The 21800-nt window shown below is 58.0% G+C and carries 19 protein-coding genes; 10 read left to right on the top strand and 9 right to left on the bottom strand.

Features of this window, described 5'->3' with window-relative positions; genetic code table 11:
* Positions 1 to 9 precede the first annotated feature (9 nt).
* On the bottom strand, positions 10 to 1497 hold the full coding sequence (locus tag APT89_RS04540; protein ID WP_060571822.1) for a UbiD family decarboxylase: 1488 nt from the start codon (positions 1495 to 1497) through the stop codon (positions 10 to 12).
* Positions 1498 to 1610: 113 nt separating this feature from the next.
* Here APT89_RS04540 and APT89_RS04545 point away from each other — a divergent pair, with 113 nt between their 5' ends.
* Positions 1611 to 2495, top strand: coding sequence for a LysR substrate-binding domain-containing protein (locus tag APT89_RS04545; RefSeq protein ID WP_041909939.1), 885 nt, complete (start codon positions 1611 to 1613; stop codon positions 2493 to 2495).
* Here the strand turns inward: APT89_RS04545 and APT89_RS04550 are convergent.
* From APT89_RS04550 to APT89_RS04565, 4 genes are all read right to left on the bottom strand, one after another.
* Positions 2486 to 3397 (bottom strand): LysR family transcriptional regulator, encoded by a 912-nt coding sequence (locus APT89_RS04550; protein ID WP_060571823.1) that lies wholly within the window; start codon positions 3395 to 3397, stop codon positions 2486 to 2488. The two genes, APT89_RS04545 and APT89_RS04550, sit on opposite strands and share 10 nt — an antisense overlap.
* Positions 3398 to 3401: 4 nt before the next feature.
* A complete protein-coding gene (locus tag APT89_RS04555) occupies positions 3402 to 4388 on the bottom strand; it encodes an MBL fold metallo-hydrolase (RefSeq protein ID WP_060571824.1) in 987 nt (328 codons plus the stop codon).
* Between the two features lie 141 nt (positions 4389 to 4529).
* On the bottom strand, positions 4530 to 5282 hold the full coding sequence (locus APT89_RS04560) for a 5'-nucleotidase, lipoprotein e(P4) family (protein WP_060571825.1): 753 nt from the start codon (positions 5280 to 5282) through the stop codon (positions 4530 to 4532).
* Positions 5283 to 5359: 77 nt separating this feature from the next.
* On the bottom strand, positions 5360 to 5887 hold the full coding sequence (locus tag APT89_RS04565; RefSeq protein ID WP_041909946.1) for a GNAT family N-acetyltransferase: 528 nt from the start codon (positions 5885 to 5887) through the stop codon (positions 5360 to 5362).
* Positions 5888 to 6019: 132 nt separating this feature from the next.
* Between APT89_RS04565 and treZ the strand changes: the two genes are divergently transcribed.
* The 3 genes from treZ to glgX are packed head-to-tail and all read left to right on the top strand — an operon-like array spanning position 6020 to position 12363.
* Complete coding sequence (gene treZ / locus APT89_RS04570; protein ID WP_060571826.1) at positions 6020 to 7807, top strand: malto-oligosyltrehalose trehalohydrolase; 1788 nt, start codon at positions 6020 to 6022, stop codon at positions 7805 to 7807.
* A complete protein-coding gene (gene treY, locus APT89_RS04575; RefSeq protein WP_060571827.1) occupies positions 7804 to 10272 on the top strand; it encodes a malto-oligosyltrehalose synthase in 2469 nt (822 codons plus the stop codon). Before treZ ends, treY begins: the two co-directional genes overlap by 4 nt.
* Before the next feature lie 15 nt (positions 10273 to 10287).
* A complete protein-coding gene (gene glgX / locus APT89_RS04580) occupies positions 10288 to 12363 on the top strand; it encodes a glycogen debranching protein GlgX (RefSeq protein ID WP_041909951.1) in 2076 nt (691 codons plus the stop codon).
* A gap of 1 nt (position 12364) precedes the next feature.
* Here the strand turns inward: glgX and APT89_RS04585 are convergent, their stop codons facing one another.
* On the bottom strand, positions 12365 to 12910 hold the full coding sequence (locus APT89_RS04585) for a winged helix DNA-binding protein (RefSeq protein ID WP_041909953.1): 546 nt from the start codon (positions 12908 to 12910) through the stop codon (positions 12365 to 12367).
* A gap of 199 nt (positions 12911 to 13109) precedes the next feature.
* On the opposite strand from APT89_RS04585, the gene APT89_RS04590 reads away from it, so the two are divergent.
* From APT89_RS04590 to APT89_RS04600, 3 genes are read left to right on the top strand one after another with little or no spacing between them, the layout of a single operon-like run.
* Positions 13110 to 13832 (top strand): DUF969 domain-containing protein, encoded by a 723-nt coding sequence (locus APT89_RS04590; RefSeq protein ID WP_028013182.1) that lies wholly within the window; start codon positions 13110 to 13112, stop codon positions 13830 to 13832.
* Positions 13829 to 14815 carry a DUF979 domain-containing protein gene (locus tag APT89_RS04595; protein WP_041909955.1) on the top strand — a complete coding sequence of 329 codons (987 nt, stop codon included), beginning with the start codon at positions 13829 to 13831 and terminating at the stop codon, positions 14813 to 14815. Before APT89_RS04590 ends, APT89_RS04595 begins: the two co-directional genes overlap by 4 nt.
* Positions 14816 to 14824: 9 nt before the next feature.
* Positions 14825 to 15820, top strand: coding sequence for a DUF2891 domain-containing protein (locus APT89_RS04600; protein ID WP_041909957.1), 996 nt, complete (start codon positions 14825 to 14827; stop codon positions 15818 to 15820).
* An 83-nt stretch (positions 15821 to 15903) separates the two neighbouring features.
* Here APT89_RS04600 and APT89_RS04605 read toward each other — a convergent pair whose 3' ends face one another.
* Entirely contained in the window at positions 15904 to 17304 is a 1401-nt protein-coding gene (locus APT89_RS04605) for an MFS transporter (protein WP_072201692.1), read from the bottom strand.
* A 117-nt stretch (positions 17305 to 17421) separates the two neighbouring features.
* Here APT89_RS04605 and APT89_RS04610 point away from each other — a divergent pair, with 117 nt between their 5' ends.
* Positions 17422 to 18327, top strand: a complete 906-nt coding sequence (locus APT89_RS04610) for a LysR family transcriptional regulator (protein WP_060571829.1) — start codon at positions 17422 to 17424, stop codon at positions 18325 to 18327.
* Between the two features lie 81 nt (positions 18328 to 18408).
* Here the strand turns inward: APT89_RS04610 and APT89_RS04615 are convergent, their stop codons facing one another.
* On the bottom strand, positions 18409 to 19317 hold the full coding sequence (locus APT89_RS04615; RefSeq protein ID WP_060571830.1) for a LysR family transcriptional regulator: 909 nt from the start codon (positions 19315 to 19317) through the stop codon (positions 18409 to 18411).
* Positions 19318 to 19463: 146 nt separating this feature from the next.
* Positions 19464 to 20501 (bottom strand): aldo/keto reductase, encoded by a 1038-nt coding sequence (locus APT89_RS04620; protein WP_060571831.1) that lies wholly within the window; start codon positions 20499 to 20501, stop codon positions 19464 to 19466.
* 381 nt (positions 20502 to 20882) lie between these two features.
* Here APT89_RS04620 and APT89_RS04625 point away from each other — a divergent pair, with 381 nt between their 5' ends.
* Positions 20883 to 21326 (top strand): PACE efflux transporter, encoded by a 444-nt coding sequence (locus tag APT89_RS04625; RefSeq protein WP_041909963.1) that lies wholly within the window; start codon positions 20883 to 20885, stop codon positions 21324 to 21326.
* A 99-nt stretch (positions 21327 to 21425) separates the two neighbouring features.
* A complete protein-coding gene (locus APT89_RS04630; protein WP_028013164.1) occupies positions 21426 to 21797 on the top strand; it encodes a VOC family protein in 372 nt (123 codons plus the stop codon).
* Positions 21798 to 21800 lie beyond the last annotated feature (3 nt).

Raw genomic sequence — 21800 nt, forward strand, 5'->3', positions numbered from 1 at the left:
CGCGTGATTTTATTTCTTATCGGCAAACAGCTCCGGCGCCCACGGACGCGGATCCACTTCCATAAACGGCGCGCGCTCGAAGCGGTCCTTAAGCGCCCACGGAACCGTGCAGTCAAAGATCGTCTTGCAGGAAATGCCGTTGCCGCGAATCGAGGTGCTGTAATCCGGCGACTGGGACGGATCCAGCTGGTGGCCGCGGATCCCCGGAATATTGGTGATGCTCACATCGCCCTGCATGCGCGTCGTCATCGCCCACAGGATGTCGTCGCTGTCGAAAATATCCACATCTTCGTCGACAAGAATAATGTTTTTCAGCTCCGAATAGGTGGCTAAGGCGATGAGCGCCGCCTGGCCCTGGCGTCCTTCGTCTGACGGCTGGCGTTTTTTCACCTGCAATATGCCGAGGAACTTACCGCCGCCCGCGGTATGGGCATAGACGTTTTGCAGGAAGCCCGGAATTGCCTCTTCAACGGCATTACGGATGCTGGCCTCGGTCGGTAGTCCGGCCAGCGTGGTATGTTCTTCTCCCGGTCCCACCAGCGTTTGCAGGATCGCGTGGTTGCGCATGGTCACGGCTTTCACTTTGATCACCGGCAGGGAGGGGTTCGCCTCGCCGCAGTAGCCCGGGAACTCCGGCATCGCGTGGCCGGTGTTGGTGTGCTGATCTTCTCTAACGCGCACGCCCGGGAGCAGTTCACCCTCGATGATAATCTCCGCCCGTGCGATGGCTTTCTCTTTGACCGCCACGCCCTGCACCAGCTCGACCGGCTGCTGGCGCAGCGCCCCGGCGACGCCCAGCTCGTTGTAGCCAAACGGCGTGGTAGGGGCCTCAAAGCATGCGCCGATATAGATGGCGGGGTCGAGACCCATGTTGATCGTCACCGGCAGCGGTTTTCCGGCATCCTCCGCTTTTTTACGGAAGACTTCGATATGTCGCCCGGCGGCAAGGAACATGGAAAGCTCGTCGCGCTCCTGCACGCAGAGGCGGTGAATGGTGACATCCGTCAGCGAGCTGTCTTCCGGATCGCTTGCCAGCACCAGCCCCAGGCAGAAAAACGGACCGGCATCAATTGGCGTGTTGGTCGGTGCCGGAAGCAATTTGCGAAGATCGAAGTCAGGATCGTCAGCGTAGAAGACCTGTTCCTGGCAGGGGGCCTGCGAGGCCGGAACGACAACCGGTGCGACCGGCTTTTTCACCGCATGGCCAACGTGTTTTGCCAGTTCAGACGGTTCGCAACCTAACAGCAGCGCCGCGCGCTCGCGGCTGGCTTGCATGCCCACCAGAATGCGGGAGCCCGGATAGCCCTTAACGCTGTTGAACATCATGGCCGGACCCGTGCGGGTCGGACGTTTGACCGTGCCACCTGCGCCGATATGGCGATAGACACCCGCCAGTTCCGCGTTGGGATCGACCGGATGAGCGGTTTCAATATACTGCCCTTCGTGGCGCTGCAGTAAGGCGATGGCGCTGCGGAGATCGTTGACTTGGTTTTCCATATTTTCCTCCCTCGGTTGAATACCTCCATTTTTATGGCAATGACTAATAGCATCAATTTCATCATTTCTGTTAAATTGATAAGTAAATTTATATCAATACAGGGAGACGTCTCGTGCAGTTTCGTCAGATGCGCCACTTCATTGTCGTTGCCGAAGAGCTCCACATGCACCGGGCCGCCGAGCGTCTGAACATCGCCCAACCGGCGCTGAGCCAGCAGATAAAGGCGCTGGAAGAACGTTTAGGCGTCACGCTTTTCAGCCGGGCGAACCGCCGCTTAACCCTGACGCCCGCGGGCGAAGCGTTTCTGGTCAAAGCCCGGCTTGCCATCTCGTTGACCGAGCAGGCGGTGCTGGATGCCAGACAAACGGCACGGGGCGAGCAGGGGGAGTTAAACCTGGGGTGCGTGTCGAGTGCGATGTTTGACGGCAGGCTACCCGCCGCGCTGCGCCAGATGCACAGCCGCTGGCCGGCCATTACCATGTCCCTGATGACGGGAAATGTGCAGACGCTCTACGCCGCCGTGCAGAGCAACCAGCTGGACGTGGCCATCATCCGCGCGCCGCTGCCGTCGCTGCCTGACGATCTGCAAAGCCGGCCGTTCACGTCGGAGAAAACGGTGCTGGCGCTCTCTCGTCAGCATCCGCTCGCCGGATCGTCCGCGCTGACGCTTTCGTCGGTGAAAGACGAAAAATGGATCTCGCTGCGCGATCCGGAGGGAATGGGGCTGGAGCAGTACTTCTATGACGCCTGCAGCGGGGCGGGCTTTCAGCCGGACGTGGTGCAAAATGCGACCGACGTGCCCACGGTGATAAGCCTTGTTGCGGCCGGATTTGGGCTGGCGCTGCTGCCCGCGTCGGCAAAGGCAGTGAGCGTTGAAAATGTCGTCTACGTGGACATCCTCGACCGGCTGCGGGAGAGCGAACTCACCCTGGTTTGCCACCGGATTATTCGTTCAGAAGTGCTTAAAAAGTTTCTGGTCACGCTCGATCACACCTGACGTCCGGCGGCCCGCAGCAGCTGCCCGCGCAGCCAGGCGTTCGCCGGATCCTGGCTGTTTTTCGGGTGCCAGTACATGTTGATGGTAATGGGCTGGAGCGGCAGCGGCGGTGGGAAAATATCCAGCGTGCTGGCAAACTGCTTCAGCATCCGTTCCGGCAGGGTACATACCAGGTCGGTACCGGCAACCAGCGCAGGCGCCATAGCGTAGCTCTGGGTGGACATGGCAACGTGTCGCTGATAGCCCAGCCCGGCGAGGGTTTGGTCGACAAATCCGGTAAAGGGATCTCCCGCCGACGACACCACCAGATGGGAAAGCGCGCAGTAGCTTTCCAAATCTAACGAACCTGTTCCACGCGGATGAGCTTTGCGCTGGGCGGTGGCAAACGCGTCGTCGAGAAGTTTGCGCCTCACCCATCCGTCATGGGCGCCCGCGCTCACGCCGATGTAGATATCCACATCACCGTTTTCCAGCTGCTGCGGCAGGTCTACCATCTCCGGCAGGGCGAAGCGCAGGCGGATGCCGGGGGCATCGGTACTCACCTGGTTAAGCAGCGCGGTGCCGAGCATCAGCGCTGGGTTTTCATGCAGCGCGATAACAAAGGTCCGGCTGCTGGTGTGCGCCTCAAACGTGGTGGGGGCGAACATCGCGCGGATGCCGCGTAGCACGCTTTCAACCTGTGGCTTCAACGCCTCCGCTCTCGGTGTGGGTAATACCCCACGTCCATGTGGGGAGGGAATAAACAGCGGCTCGCCAAAGAGCGTGCGCAGACGCGCGAGACGGGCGGACAGCGCGGGCTGGCTGATGTCCAGCCGCGCGGCCGCATGAGTGATGTTCCTGTCCTGAAGCAGGGCGTCCAGCGCCAGGAGCAGGTCGATGTCCATGTCAGATATACGCGACATCACTCTACTTCGCGCCGCTGGCGTCCCGGTTGGTATAGGTGACAGGGACCCAGGCATAGCCGCCTTTCTCACCTTTCGTCACATAGCCGATGCCCGGAAAAGGCAGATGGGGCGCGGCAATAAGGTCTTTATTTTTCACAAAGTCAGCGAACGCATGCTCGCGTACGCTTGCCGCTTTGTTCTCATCTTCATCGTAGGTGATGGTCACCGCAGGCTGCGGGAACTGGACCGCCGCTGCGTGAATGATGTCGCCGACAAAGGTGATTTTCTCGCCTTTACTTGTCAGCGTGTAGAAGGCTGAACCCGGCGTGTGTCCGGGATGAACCGTGCCGGTCAGCCCCGGAAGAATCTCCGAAGTGCCGCTAAACGGCACCACTTTACCCGCGTCAAGATAGGGTTTTAAGGTCTTCTGTGCGACATCGAAGTAGTTCTTGCCGTAGCCGGTTTTCTTCTGATTGTCGTCGTTAAAGAAAAAGTCGATGTCCGGTTTGCCAACGAAAACGCGCGCGTTGCTGAACACCAGCTTGCCGTCTTTCACCAGGCCACCCGCGTGGTCGGAATGGGCGTGGGTCAGCAAGACTTCAGTAATGTCCTCGGGTTTGATCCCCTGGGTGGCGATGCTCTCAATCAGACGTCCGCCGTTGCCGGGGCCAAAGAGCTGGCCGGAACCGGTATCCACCAGGATTTTGTGTCCGGGCATCGCAATCAGGAACGCGTTGATGGACACTTCCGCCGGGTTGGTCTGAAAGTTTTTCGCGAGCAGTGCATCAATGTTTTGCGGCGTTGTCCGGCGCAGCAGCTTGTGCAGATCCTGCGCAACGGTCCCGTCCGTAAACGACGTTACCAGAACGTCACCGACCTGCACGCTGTAACCGCCCGCTGGTTGTTTAACGACGTGCTGCGGCGTTTCTGCCGAGGCCTGCAGCGCAGGGTAGAACAGCAATGAACTGGAAATCAGCGTGGAAAGAGCAAGTTTTTTCACGGTAAGCATACGAGTCTCCTTTGAAAGTGCTCATCTTACTGCTCCGTAAAATTATAAGAACCTGCTCAGAAATGATAGGACCTATAAACGAGATAAATAGCACAGCGCAACAGCCGGGTGGTGGTGAAGCCTTTCCCGGCCCGTAAAGCGTTATTTTTTCAGCGGTGCGTTCCAGCTATCCAGCGTGGCCCTGGACCAGGCACCATAAGCGGCATTAGGCAGCACAATCCAGTCGTTGCCGAAGTGTTCGGCGCTGGCTTCAACCAGCTCACGCTGCTGCTCGCTCGGTTTTTTGTTTTTGAACTGTACGGCGAAGTCCGGCAGGCTGTCGCCGAACAGCATCACGATCTGCTGCTTTTTGAGGATGCTCTGACGGCGCTCTTCCTTGTTGACCGTATCCAGCAGCACGCTTTCGTCAGACACCTGCGGCAGGCCGAGAGCGTTTAACGTCTTCAGCGTGTCGGCTTTGTTTTCCTGCATACGGTCCGAAACATAATAGATGCGGACCTTGCTTTGATTCACATGGTCAAGAAACGCCTTAGCTCCCGGAATTAAGCCGGGTTTTCCCTGTTTTTCCCAGTCGCTCCAGGTATCCCATTTCGTATAGTCGTGACACTGCGCCATGTCGCGCACCAGAAGAGGGGTGTTATCCAGCACCGTTTCATCCAGGTCCATCACCACGGCGTAATTTTCAGGTGTTTTCAGATCTTTTAATTTTTCGTTGAAACGCTCGGTGGCAAACCGATACGTCTGCAGCTGAAGGGCCAGAATCTCTGCCGATTTCTGCTGATAGCGCAGCGCCATTTCGTACGCTTTGGGTTCACACAGCTCGCGCTCAGCGGCCGTCGCCGCTGCACTCAAAACGGGTAATGCCAGCAGTAATGCCTTAGCCATAAAATTCACGCTTCTTTCCTCAACACCGTGGTTAAAATCCCGAAAGCGTAATGAAGTTCAATGACAGAAATATGAAGGCTGCGGCGCTACACCAGCATGTAATACCAGAACAGGGCGACCTCGTCTTTTTCCGGTAAGGCGTTGTAGAGATACCGATCGTACCCGCCCAGGGTGAACCCGTAGTTACGGTAAAACAGACAGGCGGAGACGTTAACATTTTGTGTTTCAAGCCGTAATCCCGGCGCGTTTACGCTGCGGGCCCACACGTGCGCGGCAGCCATTAATTTTTGCGCGGCGCCGGTTCGGCGTCTGGTGCGATCAACGGCAATATAATCCACTGAAATAAATTTATTCCAGCCGATTGAAGCGGTAATAAATCCGGCTAATTCACCGTCATCGGTTTCCGCAACAAGAAATATGGCGTCCGGATTAACGCAATGGTTTTCAAGCGTTTGGATGTCGAGTTCGTAGGTTTTTATCCAGGGCTCGGCGACGGCTTCAATATGCAAATCACAATGGATAAACGGCTCTCGCGCAATGTGGCTAATGGTGAAAGAAAAGTCACAACATTCAAGACGGACGAGGTCCGTATTTAATCCTTTTCGAATCTGCATAGTATTCCCGATAGTGAGTTATTTCATAAAGAATAGACGACGCGGTTAAATCCGCTGAGCTCACGCACTTGAGATCCTGAACTAAGCTTGTACTTCGTTCCGCGTAAAATGTGGGTCATTCGAGGACAATGAATGGAATTCAGGACATTTCAAAAGCAGTGGGGTGCTGAGTTTATTTCCGATGGCGTGGTACGTTTTCGCGTCTGGGCAGAAGGACAGAAAGAACTTACGCTACGTCTGGCCGCCACCGACGTGCCGATGACGGCGGTGGGGCACGGCTGGTTCCAGGCAGACGTTTCTGGCGTCACGCACGGTGCAGAGTATCAGTTTGTCCTGCAGGACGGCATGACGGTACCCGATCCGGCATCGCGCGTGCAAAAGGGCGACGTTAACGGGCCATCGGTTGTTATCAATCCCCGATGCTATCAGCCGGTTAACCGGGACTGGGCAGGGCGGCCGTGGGAAGAGACGGTCATTTACGAACTACACGTCGGCACCTTTACCCCGGAGGGCACCTTCCGGGCGGCCATCGACAAGCTGCCCTATCTGGCGGAGCTCGGTATCACCCAGCTTGAAGTGATGCCCGTTTCCCAGTTTGGTGGAACCCGCGGCTGGGGCTACGACGGCGTACTGCTGTATGCCCCGCACGTTGCCTACGGCACGCCGGAGGATTTTCACGCGTTTATCGACGCCGCGCACGGGCTGGGGCTTTCCGTGGTGCTGGATATCGTGCTCAACCACTTCGGCCCGGAGGGGAATTATCTCCCTCTGCTGTCGCCCGCGTTTTTTGATGCGGATCGAATGACGCCGTGGGGCAACGGCATCGCTTACGAGCGCGAGCCGGTGAGACAGTACATCACCGACGCACCGCTCTACTGGCTGACGGAGTACCGTCTGGACGGCCTGCGCTTTGATGCCATCGACCAGATTAAAGACAGCTCCGGGACGCACATTCTGGAGGAGATTGCCGCGAAGATCCGCGAGGCGATCCCGCACCGTCACGTTCATCTGACCACGGAAGACAGCCGCAACGTGATTTTCCTGCATCCGCGCGATGAACAGGGCAACACGCCGCTGTTCACCGCCGAGTGGAATGATGACTTCCACAATGCTGCCCACGTGTTTGCCACCGGCGAAACGCACGCCTACTACCAGGATTTTGCGTGTGAGCCGGAGAAAAAGTTCGCCCGTGCGCTGGCGGAAGGGTTTGTTTACCAGGGCGAGATTTCGCTGCAAACCGGGGAATCTCGCGGCGTGGAGTGCCGTACCCAGCCGCCGCAGTTCTTCGTCGATTTCATTCAAAACCACGATCAGACCGGGAATCGCGCCCAGGGGGAGCGGCTCATCACCCTCGCGGGAGCCGACAGGACGCGGGTGCTGCTTGCCGCGCTGCTGCTCTCTCCCCATATTCCGCTGCTGTTTATGGGCGAGGAGTTCGGTGAAACGCATCCGTTCCTGTTCTTCACCGATTTTCACGGCGATCTGGCAAAAGCGGTGCGGGAAGGGCGCGCGAAAGAGTTTACCGGACACGCCGGGCACGATGAAGCCGTCCCGGACCCGAACGACGTTAACACCTTTGTTCGCTCAAAGCTCGACTGGCATAAGATTGCTACCGACGAAGGGAAAACGTGGCTGCGCTTCACCCGCCACCTGCTGACGTTGCGCCATCGCTATATCGTTCCGCTTCTGCATCGGGGCGGCATCGTTGAGGGCAAGGCGATCGAGACCGCGCCCGGCATGGTGGCGGTGAGCTGGCGCTTCCCGTCCGGAACGCTCTCTCTGGCGCTCAATATCGGCTCTAAGCCTGTCGATGTGCCCGCGCTCGCAGGGGAGACGCGCTTCGCCTGGCCGGAGGTAAACGACGTTTTGCCGCCGAACAGTATTGTCGTTCGCTTTGCTGATGGAGACGCATCGTTATGATCCCTTCCGCCACGTACCGTATTCAGTTCCGCAACGGCATGACGTTTGACCGCGCTGTCGAGCTGGTGCCGTATCTGAAAGACCTCGGCATCAGCCACCTCTACGCCTCGCCCGTGTTTACCGCCACAACGGGTTCCACCCACGGCTATGACGTGACCAACCCGAATGAAATTGACCCCGCGATTGGCGGTCGGGAAGGGTTTGACCGCATGGCCGCGGCGCTCAGGCAGGCCGGCATGGGGCTGATTCTGGATATTGTCCCGAACCATATGTCCACCTCGCTGGAAAACGCCTGGTGGCGGGACGTGATTGAATATGGCCAGCAGAGCCGCTATTTCCGCTATTTCGATATCGACGCGTCGCGCCCGCTTACGCTGCCGTTTCTCGGCGACACCTTTGAGGCGGAGCTGGAGAAGGGTGCCATTACGTTAAAACGTGACCCTGTCACGAATAAAGCCTCTCTGGTCTATTACGACACGGCGTACCCGCTTAATCCGGGCACGTACAGCGAGGATAAAAGCATCGCCGAACTTCATGAGGCGCAGAGCTGGCGGCTGATGTCCTGGCGGGAAGCGTCGAAGCAGCTCTCGTGGCGGCGCTTCTTCGAGATCACCGGTCTGGTGGGCGTACGGGTTGAAGACGAGATGGTCTTCGACGATACGCACCGTCTCATTCTTGAGCTGGTTCACGCGGGCGTGGTTGACGGCCTGCGCATTGACCATATTGACGGCCTGGCCGATCCGCTGGGTTATTTGCAGAAGCTGCGGCAGGCAGCTGGACCTGACTGTTACATCACGGTCGAAAAAATTCTCGCGAAGGGAGAGCAGCTCCCCACCGACTGGCCGGTTTCCGGCACCACCGGCTACGAGTTTATCGCCTCGCTGGCGGAGGTGCTGGTCGACGACAATAATCTCTCGCGCCTGGAGACAATCCACGACGAGACGCTGGGCGTCACGGTCGATCGCCACGCCGAACTGCGCGATGCCAAGGGTCTGATGACCGATCGTAATTTTGAGGGCGAGTTCACCACGCTGCTAAACCTTGCGGACGATCTGGCCCGCCGCAATGACGTTACGCTGCCGCGCGAGGAGATCCGCCACGCGCTGCGCGAGCTGCTTATCGCCTTTCCGGTGTACCGCACCTACGGCACTCGCGAGGGATTAACCCCGCCTGATGTGGCGCTGCTTAGCCGCGTGGTCGCCGGCGTAAATACGTCCGAAGCGGCCCTGAGCCTGATTGTGCGCATTCTTACCGGCGATCTGCCGGAAGATTGCCGCGACTGCGCCGCGCTTTTCAGAACCCGCTTCCAGCAGTTGACCGGGCCGCTGATGGCGAAGTCGGTGGAAGATACGCTGTTTTTCCGTCTGAACCTTGAGCTTGCGCTCAATGAAGTGGGCGCTGACCCGACGCCGCGCGCGTTCTCGTTATCCCGCTTTCACCAGGAGATGCGCATTCGTCTCGCCCGTCAGCCCGACGCGCTGCTGGGCACCTCCACGCACGATACCAAGCGCGGAGAAGACGCCCGGGCGCGGCTCTACACCCTGACGGAGGCGCCGGAACGCTGGGGAGAAAATCTCGCCCGCTGGCGGCAGATGAACCAGACCCAGGTGCGTTTTCTCAACGACGGCACCGCGCCGAACGCCGCCGATACCTGGATGATCTATCAGGCGCTGGCGGGCGTCTGGCCCGCCACGTTGTCGCCTGACGATGCCGAAGGGCTTGCATCGCTGGAGACGCGTTTCCTCGGCTTCCTTGAGAAAGCGCTTCGCGAGGCAAAGCAGCGCACCGACTGGATCGACAGCAACGAGAGCTATGAGAGCGTGGTGCTGAGCTATGCGCGGCATCTGCTTTCCCCGGATAACGCCCCGTTCCTGCACGATTTCAGCGAGGGGATGCAGCCCTTTATCCGCGCCGGGCTGATGAACAGCCTCAGCCAGACGGTCATCAAGCTGACGGCGCCCGGCGTGCCGGATATCTATCAGGGCAGCGAGGCGCTCAACTTTAGCCTCGTCGACCCGGATAACCGGCGGGAGCCGGACTTCTACGCGCTGGTGCAAAACCTCAGCGCGGCGGATGCTTCAGTGTTTGAACACCCGGCGTGCTGGCGGGATGGCAGGGTAAAGCAGTTTGTCACCGCCACGCTGCTGCGGCTTCGACCGCATTACGACGCGCTTTTCCGCTACGGCGACTGGCTGCCGCTCAAGGTTTCCGGCGAGCGCGAGGAGAACCTGATTGTCTATGCGCGCGTTAAAGACGAGGAGGCGCTGATCGTTGCCGTGCCGCGTCTGGTTTTTGGCATCACCGATAATCATCAGCTGTGGGTCAATACCACGGTAGCGATACCCGACGAACTGGCCGGGAAGCGCTATCGGGATCTGTTCAGCGGTGAAAGCCGCATTCTGCAAGAGACGCTGGATTTAACGTCAGAAAAGGGATGTGTACTGGTTCTGCTTACCTGCGAATAATCGTGGAGAACGAAAATGGCAAAGGAAACTACGTTTGAAATTCGGGCCGGTCATGGCCAGCAGTTGGGTGCGAATTATGACGGGAAGGGCGTTAACTTCGCGCTGTTCTCCGCGCACGCGGAGCGGGTGGAGCTCTGTCTGTTTGACCCGTCCGGGAAAACAGAAATCGCCCGGCTGGAGCTGCCGGAGTATACCCATGAGGTCTGGCACGGCTATGTGCCTGACCTGAAACCCGGTGCGCTGTACGGCTATCGCGTCTACGGCCCCTACGATCCGGAAAACGGTCACCGCTTTAACCCGCATAAGCTGCTTATTGACCCGTATGCCCGTGAACTGGTGGGCGATATCGACTGGAACGACGCCCATTTCGGCTATGAGTTGGGGCATGACGAACTGGATCTTAGCTTCGATACGCGGGACAGCGCGCCGTTCACGCCGAAATGCAAGGTTATCGACCCGAACGCTTTCGACTGGCAGGACAACAACCGGCCAAACGTGCCCTGGCCACATACCGTCGTCTATGAGAGCCACGTGAAGGGCTTTACCCAGATGAACCCGGCCATCCCGCCCGAGCTGCGCGGGACGTTCGAGGGGATGGGACACAAAGCCTCGGTCGACTACATCAAAAGCCTCGGTATTACCTCAGTGGAGCTGCTGCCCGTTCACTGGTTCCCGGACGACCAGCATCTGCTCGACCGTGGCCTGAAGAACTTCTGGGGCTATAACACGCTCGGCTTTTTTGCTCCGGCGTCGCGCTACTATGGCCCGGCGGGGATCCAGGGCTTTCGCGACATGGTGCGCGCCTATCATGACGCGGGCATTGAGGTGATTCTGGACGTGGTCTACAACCACACGGCGGAAGGTAACGAGCTGGGGCCAACGCTTTCATTCAAGGGCATTGATAACTACAGCTACTACCGCACGCTGCCGGACCAGCACCGGTATTACATTAACGATACTGGGACGGGGAACACTGTGAATACCTCGCACCCGCGCGTGCTGCAGATGGTGATGGATTCCTTGCGCTACTGGGCCGAATCCATGCACATTGACGGTTTTCGTTTCGACCTGGGGACGATTCTGGGCCGCGAGCCTGAGGGGTTCGATCCGCGCGGGGGCTTTTTCGACGCCGTTACCCAGGATCCGGTGCTCTCTAAGCTCAAGCTGATTGGCGAGCCCTGGGATATTGGCCCCGGCGGCTATCAGGTCGGTGGCTTCCCGCCAGGCTGGGGAGAGTGGAACGACAAATACCGCGATACCGTGCGCGAGTACTGGAAGGGGGACAACGTCTCGACGGACTTTGCCGCGCGTCTGCTGGGCTCCGGGGATCTGTACGACCTGCGCGGGCGACGCCCGTGGGCCAGCGTCAACTTTATCACCGCCCACGACGGCTTTACGCTGAATGACCTGGTGTCGTACAACGAGAAGCACAATGCCGACAACGGCGAGGACAATAACGACGGGCATAACGATAACCGGTCGTACAACTATGGCGAAGAAGGGCCGACGGAGAACCCGGACATTATCGCCACCCGCGAACGGCAGAAGCGTAATTTCCTGACCACGCTGCTTTTCTCCCACGGTACACCGATGCTGCTGGCGGGGGACGAGTTTGGCCGTACGCAGAAGGGCAACAACAACGGCTACTGCCAGGACAGCGAGATCTCATGGATCGACTGGAAGGGGCTGTCCGAAAACGACACGGCGCTGCGCGAGTTCACCCGCCGGCTCATTGCCCTGCGCGCGCAGCAGCCGTTGCTGCGTCGTGAGAGCTGGCGCGACGGGCTGGAGATCCGCTGGTTCAATGCCGGAGGCGGTCCGCAGCAGGCCGAGCAGTGGGATGAAGGCTCAACGCTCGGGGTCTCCATCAGCAGGCCGGATCTTCAGCAGGAGGACGGCATCTGGCACGACGTGCTGATGCTGTTCAATCCGTTTGAAGGCACCGTGCCGTTCCAGATCCCGCAGTTTGGCGAAGGGGGATGGGTGCTGGAGCTGTCTACGGCGGATGACGCTGCCGCCGGGACAGCGTTCACCGAAACCGTAGAGTACGAACTGGCCGGACGCAGCATTACCCTGTTCAGACGTCCGTAATTCAGAGTGATGCCGCCGCGCGGGCGGCGGTGTCATACAGGGAGGAGATCGCGCGTAGCAGCTGCGCGGTTTCGCCGATGGATTTCCCGGAAATGCCGCTCTCCGCATGAATGGCGATCAGACACGCTTCGCGCACGTCCCGATACTTCATGCACAACGCTTTCCCTTCCTCCGTGGTGGAGAAAAAGAGCTCTTTACCCGCTTTCTCGCTCGTCACGTAGCCCGCTTTAACCAGCTTTTTCAGGGCATAGGTCACTACATGCGTGTCTTCAACGTTGAGAACAAAGCAGATATCGGCCAGCTTTTTCTTGCGGTCGCGGTGGTTCACGTGATGCAGCAGCGAAACGTCAAAAGCGCCCATATCCGGCTCTCCGGCTGCGGCCATGCAGCGCACCATCCACTTGTTAAACGCGTTGCCGGTCATGATCAGCGCGTACTCCAGCTCTGACAGTTCCGCGCAGCGCTCCGACACCAGATGGCGGGAGGAGACAATCCGGCCATCGTTGATATCGTTGCAATCGGGTGAAGCACTCTTTTTCGAGGTCATAACGTTCCTTAGCCAGAAATGTAAACTCGTCGATAAAATAAGAACATTTTATTGATAATTTGTTTACATGTTTTTGAGGTTCAGATATAGCTTTTTAGCGCAGGTTTTGTGAAGCCTGACGAAAAACACAACATCGCTCGCCGCAAATTAAAAAAATAGCCGTCGGCGCGCAACGCTCACTTTCGATAGGGTAAACGTTATGGACGGTACTACGCTGTTGCCGCTGATCGGGATACCGATCGTGGTCATTGGTTTTGCACTGCGCTTCAACCCGCTGCTGGTCGTTGTGGTGGCGGGGCTGGCAACTGGCCTGCTGGTCGGGATGGATTTCGGGATGCTGCTGGAGACCTTTGGCGAGAAGTTCGTCAATAGCCGATCGCTGGCGACCTTCATCCTGATCCTGCCGGTAATTGGTCTGCTGGAATATTACGGGCTTAAAGAGCGCGCCCAGGCCTGGGTGGCGAAGATCGCCAGCGCCACCTCGGCGCGTATTCTGATGCTCTACTTCGTGGCGCGTGAAGGCACCGCCGCGCTGGGGCTGATGTCGCTGGGCGGCCATGCCCAGACGGTACGCCCGCTGCTGGCCCCGATGGCCGAAGGGGCAGCGCTGAACGAATACGGCGAACTGCCGCAGCACATTCGCGACAAAATCAAGGCCCATGCCGCGGCGTGCGACAACATCGCGGTCTTCTTTGGGGAAGATATCTTTATCGCCTTCGGTGCGGTGCTGCTGATTGACGCGTTTCTGAAGGAAAACGGGATCGAAGGGATCGAGCCGCTGCACATCGGCCTGTGGGCCATTCCCACCGCCATTGCGGCATTGATTATTCATATGACGCGCCTGCTGCGCCTGGATGCCAGCATCCGCCGCGACGTCATGGCCTGGCGTGCAGAGCAGGGTACGCAGGGGGCCGCGCAATGATGACGCTTATCACCATTAACCGCGTGTATTACCTGATCGGCTTTGTTGTGATGCTGCTGGTTGTCATGACCCTGCGCGACCGCGCTAATCCGAAGCGTTTTACCACCGCGCTGTTCTGGTTTTTATTCGGCGGGATCTTCCTGTTCGGTGACCTGATGGTTCAGGAGTTGGGCAAATCGCTGGCGTACCGGATCGTTGGCGGTTGCGTTATCGCTATCGCGCTGTTGGCGGGTTTTGGCCTGGTCGGGAAAGGCCACTATAAAATGGCCTCCGACGAGGAGCGCATTGCCTCGTCAAACCGCCTTAAAAACTGGCTGTTCCTGCCCGCGTTGATGATCCCGGTGGTGACGGTAATCGGGACGCTGTTCCTGAAGGGGGTGTCGATTGGCGGTGTTTACCTTCTCGACCAGAAACAGCTCACTCTGGCGGCGCTGTGCGTGGCCTGCGTCGCGGCGATCCTCACCGGCTGGTGGCTGACCAAAGGCACGCCGCTGCACGCCATTCGTCAGTCCCGTCGTCTTGTCGATACCATCGGCTGGGCGGTGATCCTGCCGCAGATGCTGGCCATGCTCGGCGGCGTGTTCGTGGCGGCCAATACCGGTGATTCGGTACAGAAGGTGGTGAGCCTGTTCGTGAACCCGGACAGCCGCTTCATGCTGGTGGTCATTTACTGCGTGGGGATGGCGCTGTTTACCATGATCATGGGTAACGCCTTTGCGGCCTTCCCGGTGCTGAGCGCGGGGATCGCCTTGCCGTTCCTGATCAACGTGCATCACGGCAACCCGGCGCCGCTGCTGGCGATCGGCATGTACGCGGGCTACTGCGGCACGCTGATGACGCCGATGGCCGCGAACTTCAATATCGTTCCCGCCGCGCTGCTGGAGCTGAAAGACAAATATCAGGTGATCAAGATCCAGATCCCGACCGCGTTAACCCTGCTGGTGGTGAACGTGTTCCTCATGTATTTCCTCGTGTTTCGCTAAGGAGCTGTTATGGAATTGACGCAACATCAGGCTGACGCGTTTGCCCGCATGCCTTTAACCTATTTGCGCCAGGAATACCCGAACCACATCATGCATCTGCTGAATGATGACGGTGACGTTCTGCCGCCTCGCGAGCTGCACCCGATTTTCTACGGCTGTTTCGACTGGCACTCGGCGGTGCACGGCTACTGGCTGCTGCTGCGCTGCGTGCGCCTCTATCCTGATCTACCGTGTCGGAATGACATCGTCGCGCTTTTCGACGAGCATCTGACCGACGAGAACGTGGCGAAGGAGCTGGCCTATTTCACCGCGCCGTTCCGCGCCTCGTTTGAGCGGCCGTATGGCTACGGATGGCTGCTGGCGTTGGCCCAGGAGCTGAAACAATCGTCGCTGCCGCAGGCCACAGGCTGGTACCAGACGCTGGAGCCGCTCACCCAGGATATTCGCAACCGGCTGGTGGATTACCTCAGCAAGCTAACCTATCCGATCCGCGTCGGAACGCACTACAACACGGCGTTTGCCCTCGCGCTGGGGCTGGACTACGCCCGAGCCGTGGAAGATACCGCGCTTGAGCAGGCGATTGTGACGGCGGCGGAGCGGTTTTATTTCGCCGACACGCGCTACCCGGCTCACTACGAGCCGGGTGGTGATGAGTACATCTCTGGTGCGCTGACGGAAGCGCTGCTGATGAGCAAGGTCGCAGAGAATTTCCCGGCCTGGTTTGACGCGTTTCTGCCGGATATCGGCTCCATTGCGGCGCTGATGAAGCCGGCGGAAGTGAGCGACCGTACCGACCCGAAAATTGCCCATCTGGATGGGTTAAACCTCAGCCGCGCCTGGTGTATGAAGCATATTGCCAGGGCGCTTCCGGTAAACCACCCGGCCCAGCAGGCCTTGCGTGATGCCGTGGCGAAACACCTGGCGGCAAGCGTCGGGCACGTGGTGGGCAGCCACTACAGCGGCGGACACTGGCTGGCGAGCTTTGCGTTGCTGGCGCTTGAATAAACGAACGAGTCGTCTTTTTGGCCGGGTGGCGGCTATGCCTTACCCGGCCGTTGTCCCGTACAAACGTAGCGCCGCCGGGCGATTCAGGCTGAAGCCCGAACCGCAGGGCGCAGCCTGCTCAGGCTAAACAAAACCGATCCCGTCGAGGCGATGACGGCGATCCACAGTGCCAGATGCACGGCCCGATCGTGGTCTGATCCGGTCGTCGCAAGCAGCACCCCCACCGCGGCGGCTCCCAGACATTGCCCGAACGTCCTGACGATAGACAACACCCCGGAGGCATAGCTGGCATATTCCCGCGCCACGTTAGCGAGCATCTCCCGGTTATTGGGGCTCTGGAAGCAGCCAAACCCAATCCCGCAAACCAGACTGCGCAGGCAGATATTCCATACGGACGGATTTTCCGGCAACGTCGCCAGCAGGACCAGCCCACCGACAAAAATCATCAGCCCGATAGTCGAGATCAGCGACGCGGAAAGGGTATCTGCCCAGCGCCCCGCGTGCGGCGCGATCAGCACGATGCCCATTGGCCACGGGGTGAACAGCAGCGCCGAAACCACCGGGCTGAAGCCATACACGCTCTGAAAGAGGAACGGCAGCGCGACAAAGGTGATGCCCTGGCTGACAAACGAGGCCAGCGAGGTCAGGGCGGCGAGGGTGAAGCGTCCGTTTCTGAACATAACGGGCGGCAGTATGGGACTGCGCGCGCGCCGAATACGCCAGACGAAGGCGATAGCGCTGACCAGCGTGAGAAGCCCCCAGCCAGCGGCTGCCGGGTTAATGCCTGGCGTTATGTGCTGAAGGCTGTCGGCCAGCATGATTGCAGAACCTAACAGCACGGCGGAGAGCGCGGCGCCCGGCGCATCAAAGGGGGAGCGGTCAACGTCCGACTGGCGCGGCAACGCCCGCCATGCCAGCAACAGGGCAATACTGCCCGGAACAAGGTTAATGGCGAACAGCCACTGCCAGCTCAGCGCGTCCAGTATCGTCCCGCCCAGCACAGGGGCAATTGCCGTGCTGGCGGCGATAAGCAGGGCGTGCAGCCCCAGAATGCGGCCAAGCAGTCGACCCGGAAAAACGGAACGCAGGATCGCCGGGGCGATACTCAGGGTAGCCGCGCCGCCGATGCCCTGCAGAATACGCATCCCGATCAGCATGTCGGGCGTTTTCGCCAGCGCGCAGCCGAGCGAGGTGAGCGTAAAGGTGGCAAGCCCGGCAAGAAAAACCCGTCGAAAGCCCACGCGCGCCGCCAGCGCCGCGAAGATGGCCAGCGTCATTGCCGCCGATAGTAGATAACCGTTGGCAAACCACACCGCAACGTTCGCGGGGACCTGCATCGCCCTTGCCATGGAGGGCAGCGCGATGTTGATCATGGTGCCGTCAAAGACGCCCATCAGCGTGGTGGTCATGACGGCGGCCATCACCCGGGCGCGTTCATGACCGGGTAAGCCTTCATCGCCGGGCTGGTTTGAAAAGAGCGTCATCATCGTTACTCCGCATAAGAATAGTGATGACGAAACTATAATCATGAGGTATACAGGGCGGAAGACGCAGTACTTGCACTTTATCGTTGCATAAGACGCCTTATCTGAGGAGCCATCGTGTCCGATCCTGACTTTAACCTTCTGGTTGCGCTCGACGTTCTGCTGGCCGAAGCCAGCGTGGCTGGCGCGGCGCGGCGCTTAAACCTGAGCACCTCCGCCATGAGCCGCACCCTGAGCAGGCTGCGGGAGGTGACAGGCGATCCTATCCTGGTGCGGGCCGGTCGGCAGATGGTGCTGACGCCCTGGGCCGAAGCCACCCGGGACCGGGCCAGAAGCGCCGTGCATGAGGCAAGGGCGGTACTGCAACCCTCCACGGAAACGCTGAATGTTGAGCGTATGGAGCGCCTGTTCACCATCCGAGCCAACGACGGCTTTGTGGTGGCGTTTGGGCCACTGCTCATTGCCGCAGTGGCGGCGGTGGCGCCCGACGTCTGCATTCGCTTTTCGCCGAAACCTGAGAAAACGTCGCGCTATCTGCGAGAGGGGCTGGTTGACCTGGAGATCGGCGTGCAGAGCAATATGGGGCCTGAAATTCGTCTGCAACGGCTTTTTAAGGACCGGTTTGTTGGCGCGGTGCGCCAGGGGCATCCGCTGGCCTCGCTGTCGTCAGTCAGCCTGGAGGATTACGTCGCCTGGGGGCACGTGGTGGCCTCGCCCGACGGCTCGTTACACGGGTTTGTCGATGAGGCGCTGGCGGAACGCGGGATGAAGCGCAAAATTGCCAGCGTGGTGCCAGGGTTTCCGACGGCGTTATCGGTGGCGCTGGTCTCCGATCTCGTTGCCATGGTGCCGGCGCTCTATCTGCTCAATCAGCCGATGACCGAGCGCGTGCACGTCTTTGAATTGCCGTTTAAAACCCGGAGCATTACGGTGTCACAGATGTGGCATCCGCGCATGGAAAGGGACCCGGCGCATCGCTGGCTCAGAGAAAAGGTGCTGGAGGTGTGCCGCGCTGTACGCTGACGGCTCAGGCCACTTTTTTCGGCACGGAGAGAATGAAGCGCGTCGATACCGCATCCTATTGTCCCGTATGGAAGCGCTATTTCACAACCCCAGCGGCTTGGCCTCCTGTATGAACTCAATCAGAAGGCGAAGCCCGGTCGGCAGTTGCCGGCGGCTTGAATAATAGATATAAAAACCTTCCTCCAGCGGGGACCATTCCGTAAGCACCAGGCGGAGCCGTCCATCCTTCACATAGGGTGCAACAAGAGGCTCCGGAAAATACATTAGGCCGGCCCCGCCTAATACGGCCACAAGACCCGTTTCAGCCTGGTTGACCGTCACTGAGCCAGGCACAGTGATTTGGTACGTTTCGCCGTCTCGCTCAAGTTCCCAGCGATAAATCCGATCATCGCCGAGACGATTGCTTATACAGCGATGGTGTAATAAATCATCAGGATGTTCAGGCGTTCCGTAGCGTTCAAGGTAGTCGGGGGAGGCTGCGATAACCCAGCGAATATCGGCAGATAAACGCCGGGCAACCATTTCTTCCGGGACGGTGCCACCATAGCGGATACCGGCATCGAAGCCCGCATCAGTGACGTCAACCATACGGTTGCTGGCCACAATATCGATTTCAATATCGGGATAGCGATCCATAAACGCGGGCATAACCGGTGCAAGCAAAAGATTGGCCGCTTCAACGGCTGCATTGATGCGGATACGCCCGGTAGGCGTATAACGATACCGGTTAAGCGATTCAAGCGCGCCTTCTATCTTGTCGAAAGGCTGAAGGACAGACTGAACCAGTTCTTCACCTGCAGCCGTAGGGGTAACGCTCTTGGTCGTGCGATTAAGCAGGCGAACCCCGAGCCGGGTTTCCAGTCCCTTCAGGGCATGACTAAGCGCTGATGCACTGACACCTAATTCAATCGCCGCACGGCTGAAACTGCGATGGCGGGCAATAGCCATGAAATAAATGAGATCGGCGACATCAGCTCTGCTTATTTGCATACAGAATCGTTTTCCTTGTGCGTTAAGGCCCGAATGCGTTGATACGGAAATGATATACACCATAGACCGACCAGGGCTAATCCGTTGCTGAATTTTTTTCACAAGTCCATCCACTCACCGAACCAACGCCGGGCCAGGGTAGGGCATTAACAGTCCTGTATTGCTGAAGGCGGCGTGAGTGAAGGTGGCGTATCCGGAAGCGGGGGAATGATCCCGTCGACGGGGTGCGGCAGATAGCGTGCCTCGAGTTCCATGATTTCGGCATCGCTAAGTGAAAAGTCCAGCGCGCTGATAGCCGTGGAAAGATGTTCTGGTTTCGTCGCGCCGATGATCGGTGCTGTGATGACCGTTTTTGATAGCAACCAGGCAATTGCAACATGGGCTCTTGGCACATGGTGCTTTTCAGCAATGCTGGCAACAACATCAATAACGGGCTTATCCAGAAGGGCTGCGTTCTCATACATTTTTAACGCAAAGGCATCGTTTTGCGTTCGTCGGGACGTGACACTCCAGTCGCGCGTGAGCCTGCCGCGTGCCATCGGACTCCAGGGGATCACACCAACGCCCTGGTCTTCACACAGGGGCAGCATCTCGCGTTCTTCTTCCCGGTAAAGCAGGTTGTATTGCGGTTGCATCGTAATAAATCGGGTCCAGCCGTTACGCTCTGCCGTATGCTGCATTTTTGCAAAGCGCCAGGCTTCCATAGATGATGCGCCGATGTAACGTACTTTTCCTGATTTAACGAGGTCATGCAGAGCCTCCATGGTCTCTTCAACAGGCGTGGAGTGGTCAAGGCGGTGAATCTGAAAGAGATCCACGTAATCCATGCCTAAGCGCATCAGGCTATCGTCAATAGACTGAAAAATGGCCTTGCGGGAAAGAAACCCGGTATTGGGTGCGTTGCGCCACGGAAAGAAGGTCTTTGTCGCCACAACGATCTCATCGCGTCTGGCCATTTCTCTCAGCGCTTTTCCAGTGATCTCTTCAGAACTTCCGCCCGAGTAGATATTCGCGGTATCAAAAAAATTAATGCCCGCTTCAAGCGCCTGACGAATGAGCGGACGTGACGCCTTTTCATCCAGGGACCAGGGTTGAGGCAAGCGTTCAGGTTCACCATAGCTCATACAACCGAGACAAAGACGGGAGACTTGCAAACCGCTACGACCCAGATTCACATACTTCATTCTGTGTTCCTTCTTTTATTGCCAGCAATTCTGTATGTGAAAGGGTATTGCACTGACATGAAGGGAACCAGCATGCGCCATCGAATGGTGTTATGAGTTTTTTTCACAGATGGGCGTAATCGTCAGTGGGTTTTACATACAAACTGCGTGGCCAACGGTGAATCCTCAAGACTGAGGAGGGATACCTCCTGAGGCACGGCAACATTTTTATTTAACATAATATACATTATGCGCACCAACGTAATGCCAGTCAAAATCTGCCTTCCTACGGTCGTGATTCCCCTGGGCATTGATAGTTTGTGAAATCCCAACTTCTACGTTTATCCAATGTTAAAAGACGTTTGATATACTCCTGGCTTTGACCACCGCTGCTGTAGACTTATGGAAATCGAACTTAATAAAAGCTTCAAAGAAAGGATTTTCCACGCTGTCATTTTTGAAGTGACTGCCAACGTTATCATCGCTCTGTCTCTTGCGTGGCTGATGAACGTTTCGGTACTCCAGTCGGGTTCGTTGTCGGTGATATCTGCACTTACCGCAACGGTCTGGAATTTTGTCTTCAATAAGCTCTTTGACGCCCTGCAGAAAAAACATCAGTTCCAACGAACGTTTCTCGTTCGCGCCATCCATGCAGTTGGGTTTGAAACGGGCCTTATCATCTCCTTAATCCCTGTGGCCATGTTCATGCTGAATTTGACGATCGCGGAGGCATTTTTTGTTGAGATTGGCCTTGTACTGTTTTTCCTGCCATACACGATGCTTTTTAACTGGCTCTATGATTATCTGCGTTGGACATTCGTAGGGAGTAAACGGTCTGCTTTGTAGCGAGTATTGATATCGGTCACATTCACAACCCCTTGATCGTATTGGACTCCACTCTCTTTCTATACTTCTCATTTCACCATCACTTTTGAGGAGTCCATAATGTTTGATCATGTAAAATTCGGCGTCAGCGATTATGAGAAAAGTAAAACCTTCTTCCTCATGTCGCTTCAACCGCTCGGTGTCGAACTCGTCGATGAAGGCTCTCCTGACTATGGCGTCGAAATGAGTTCCGGCGATGTTTCTCTTTGCCTTTTTCAGTCGAATGATAAACCCGCTCCGCTTCATCTGGCCTTTGTGGCCACGACACGCCAGCAGGTTGATGACTTTTACCATGCCGCGCTGCGCGCAGGCGGACGCGACAATGGCGCACCGGGATTGCGCTCCTACGGTAAAAATTACTATGCCGCATTTGTCATTGCGCCTGATGGTCATAATATCGAAGCGGTATGCCATGCCCCCGAAGAAAGATAACTT

It is taken from the genome of Enterobacter sp. 50588862, from assembly GCF_001462935.1.
Lineage (GTDB): Bacteria > Pseudomonadota > Gammaproteobacteria > Enterobacterales > Enterobacteriaceae > Enterobacter > Enterobacter bugandensis.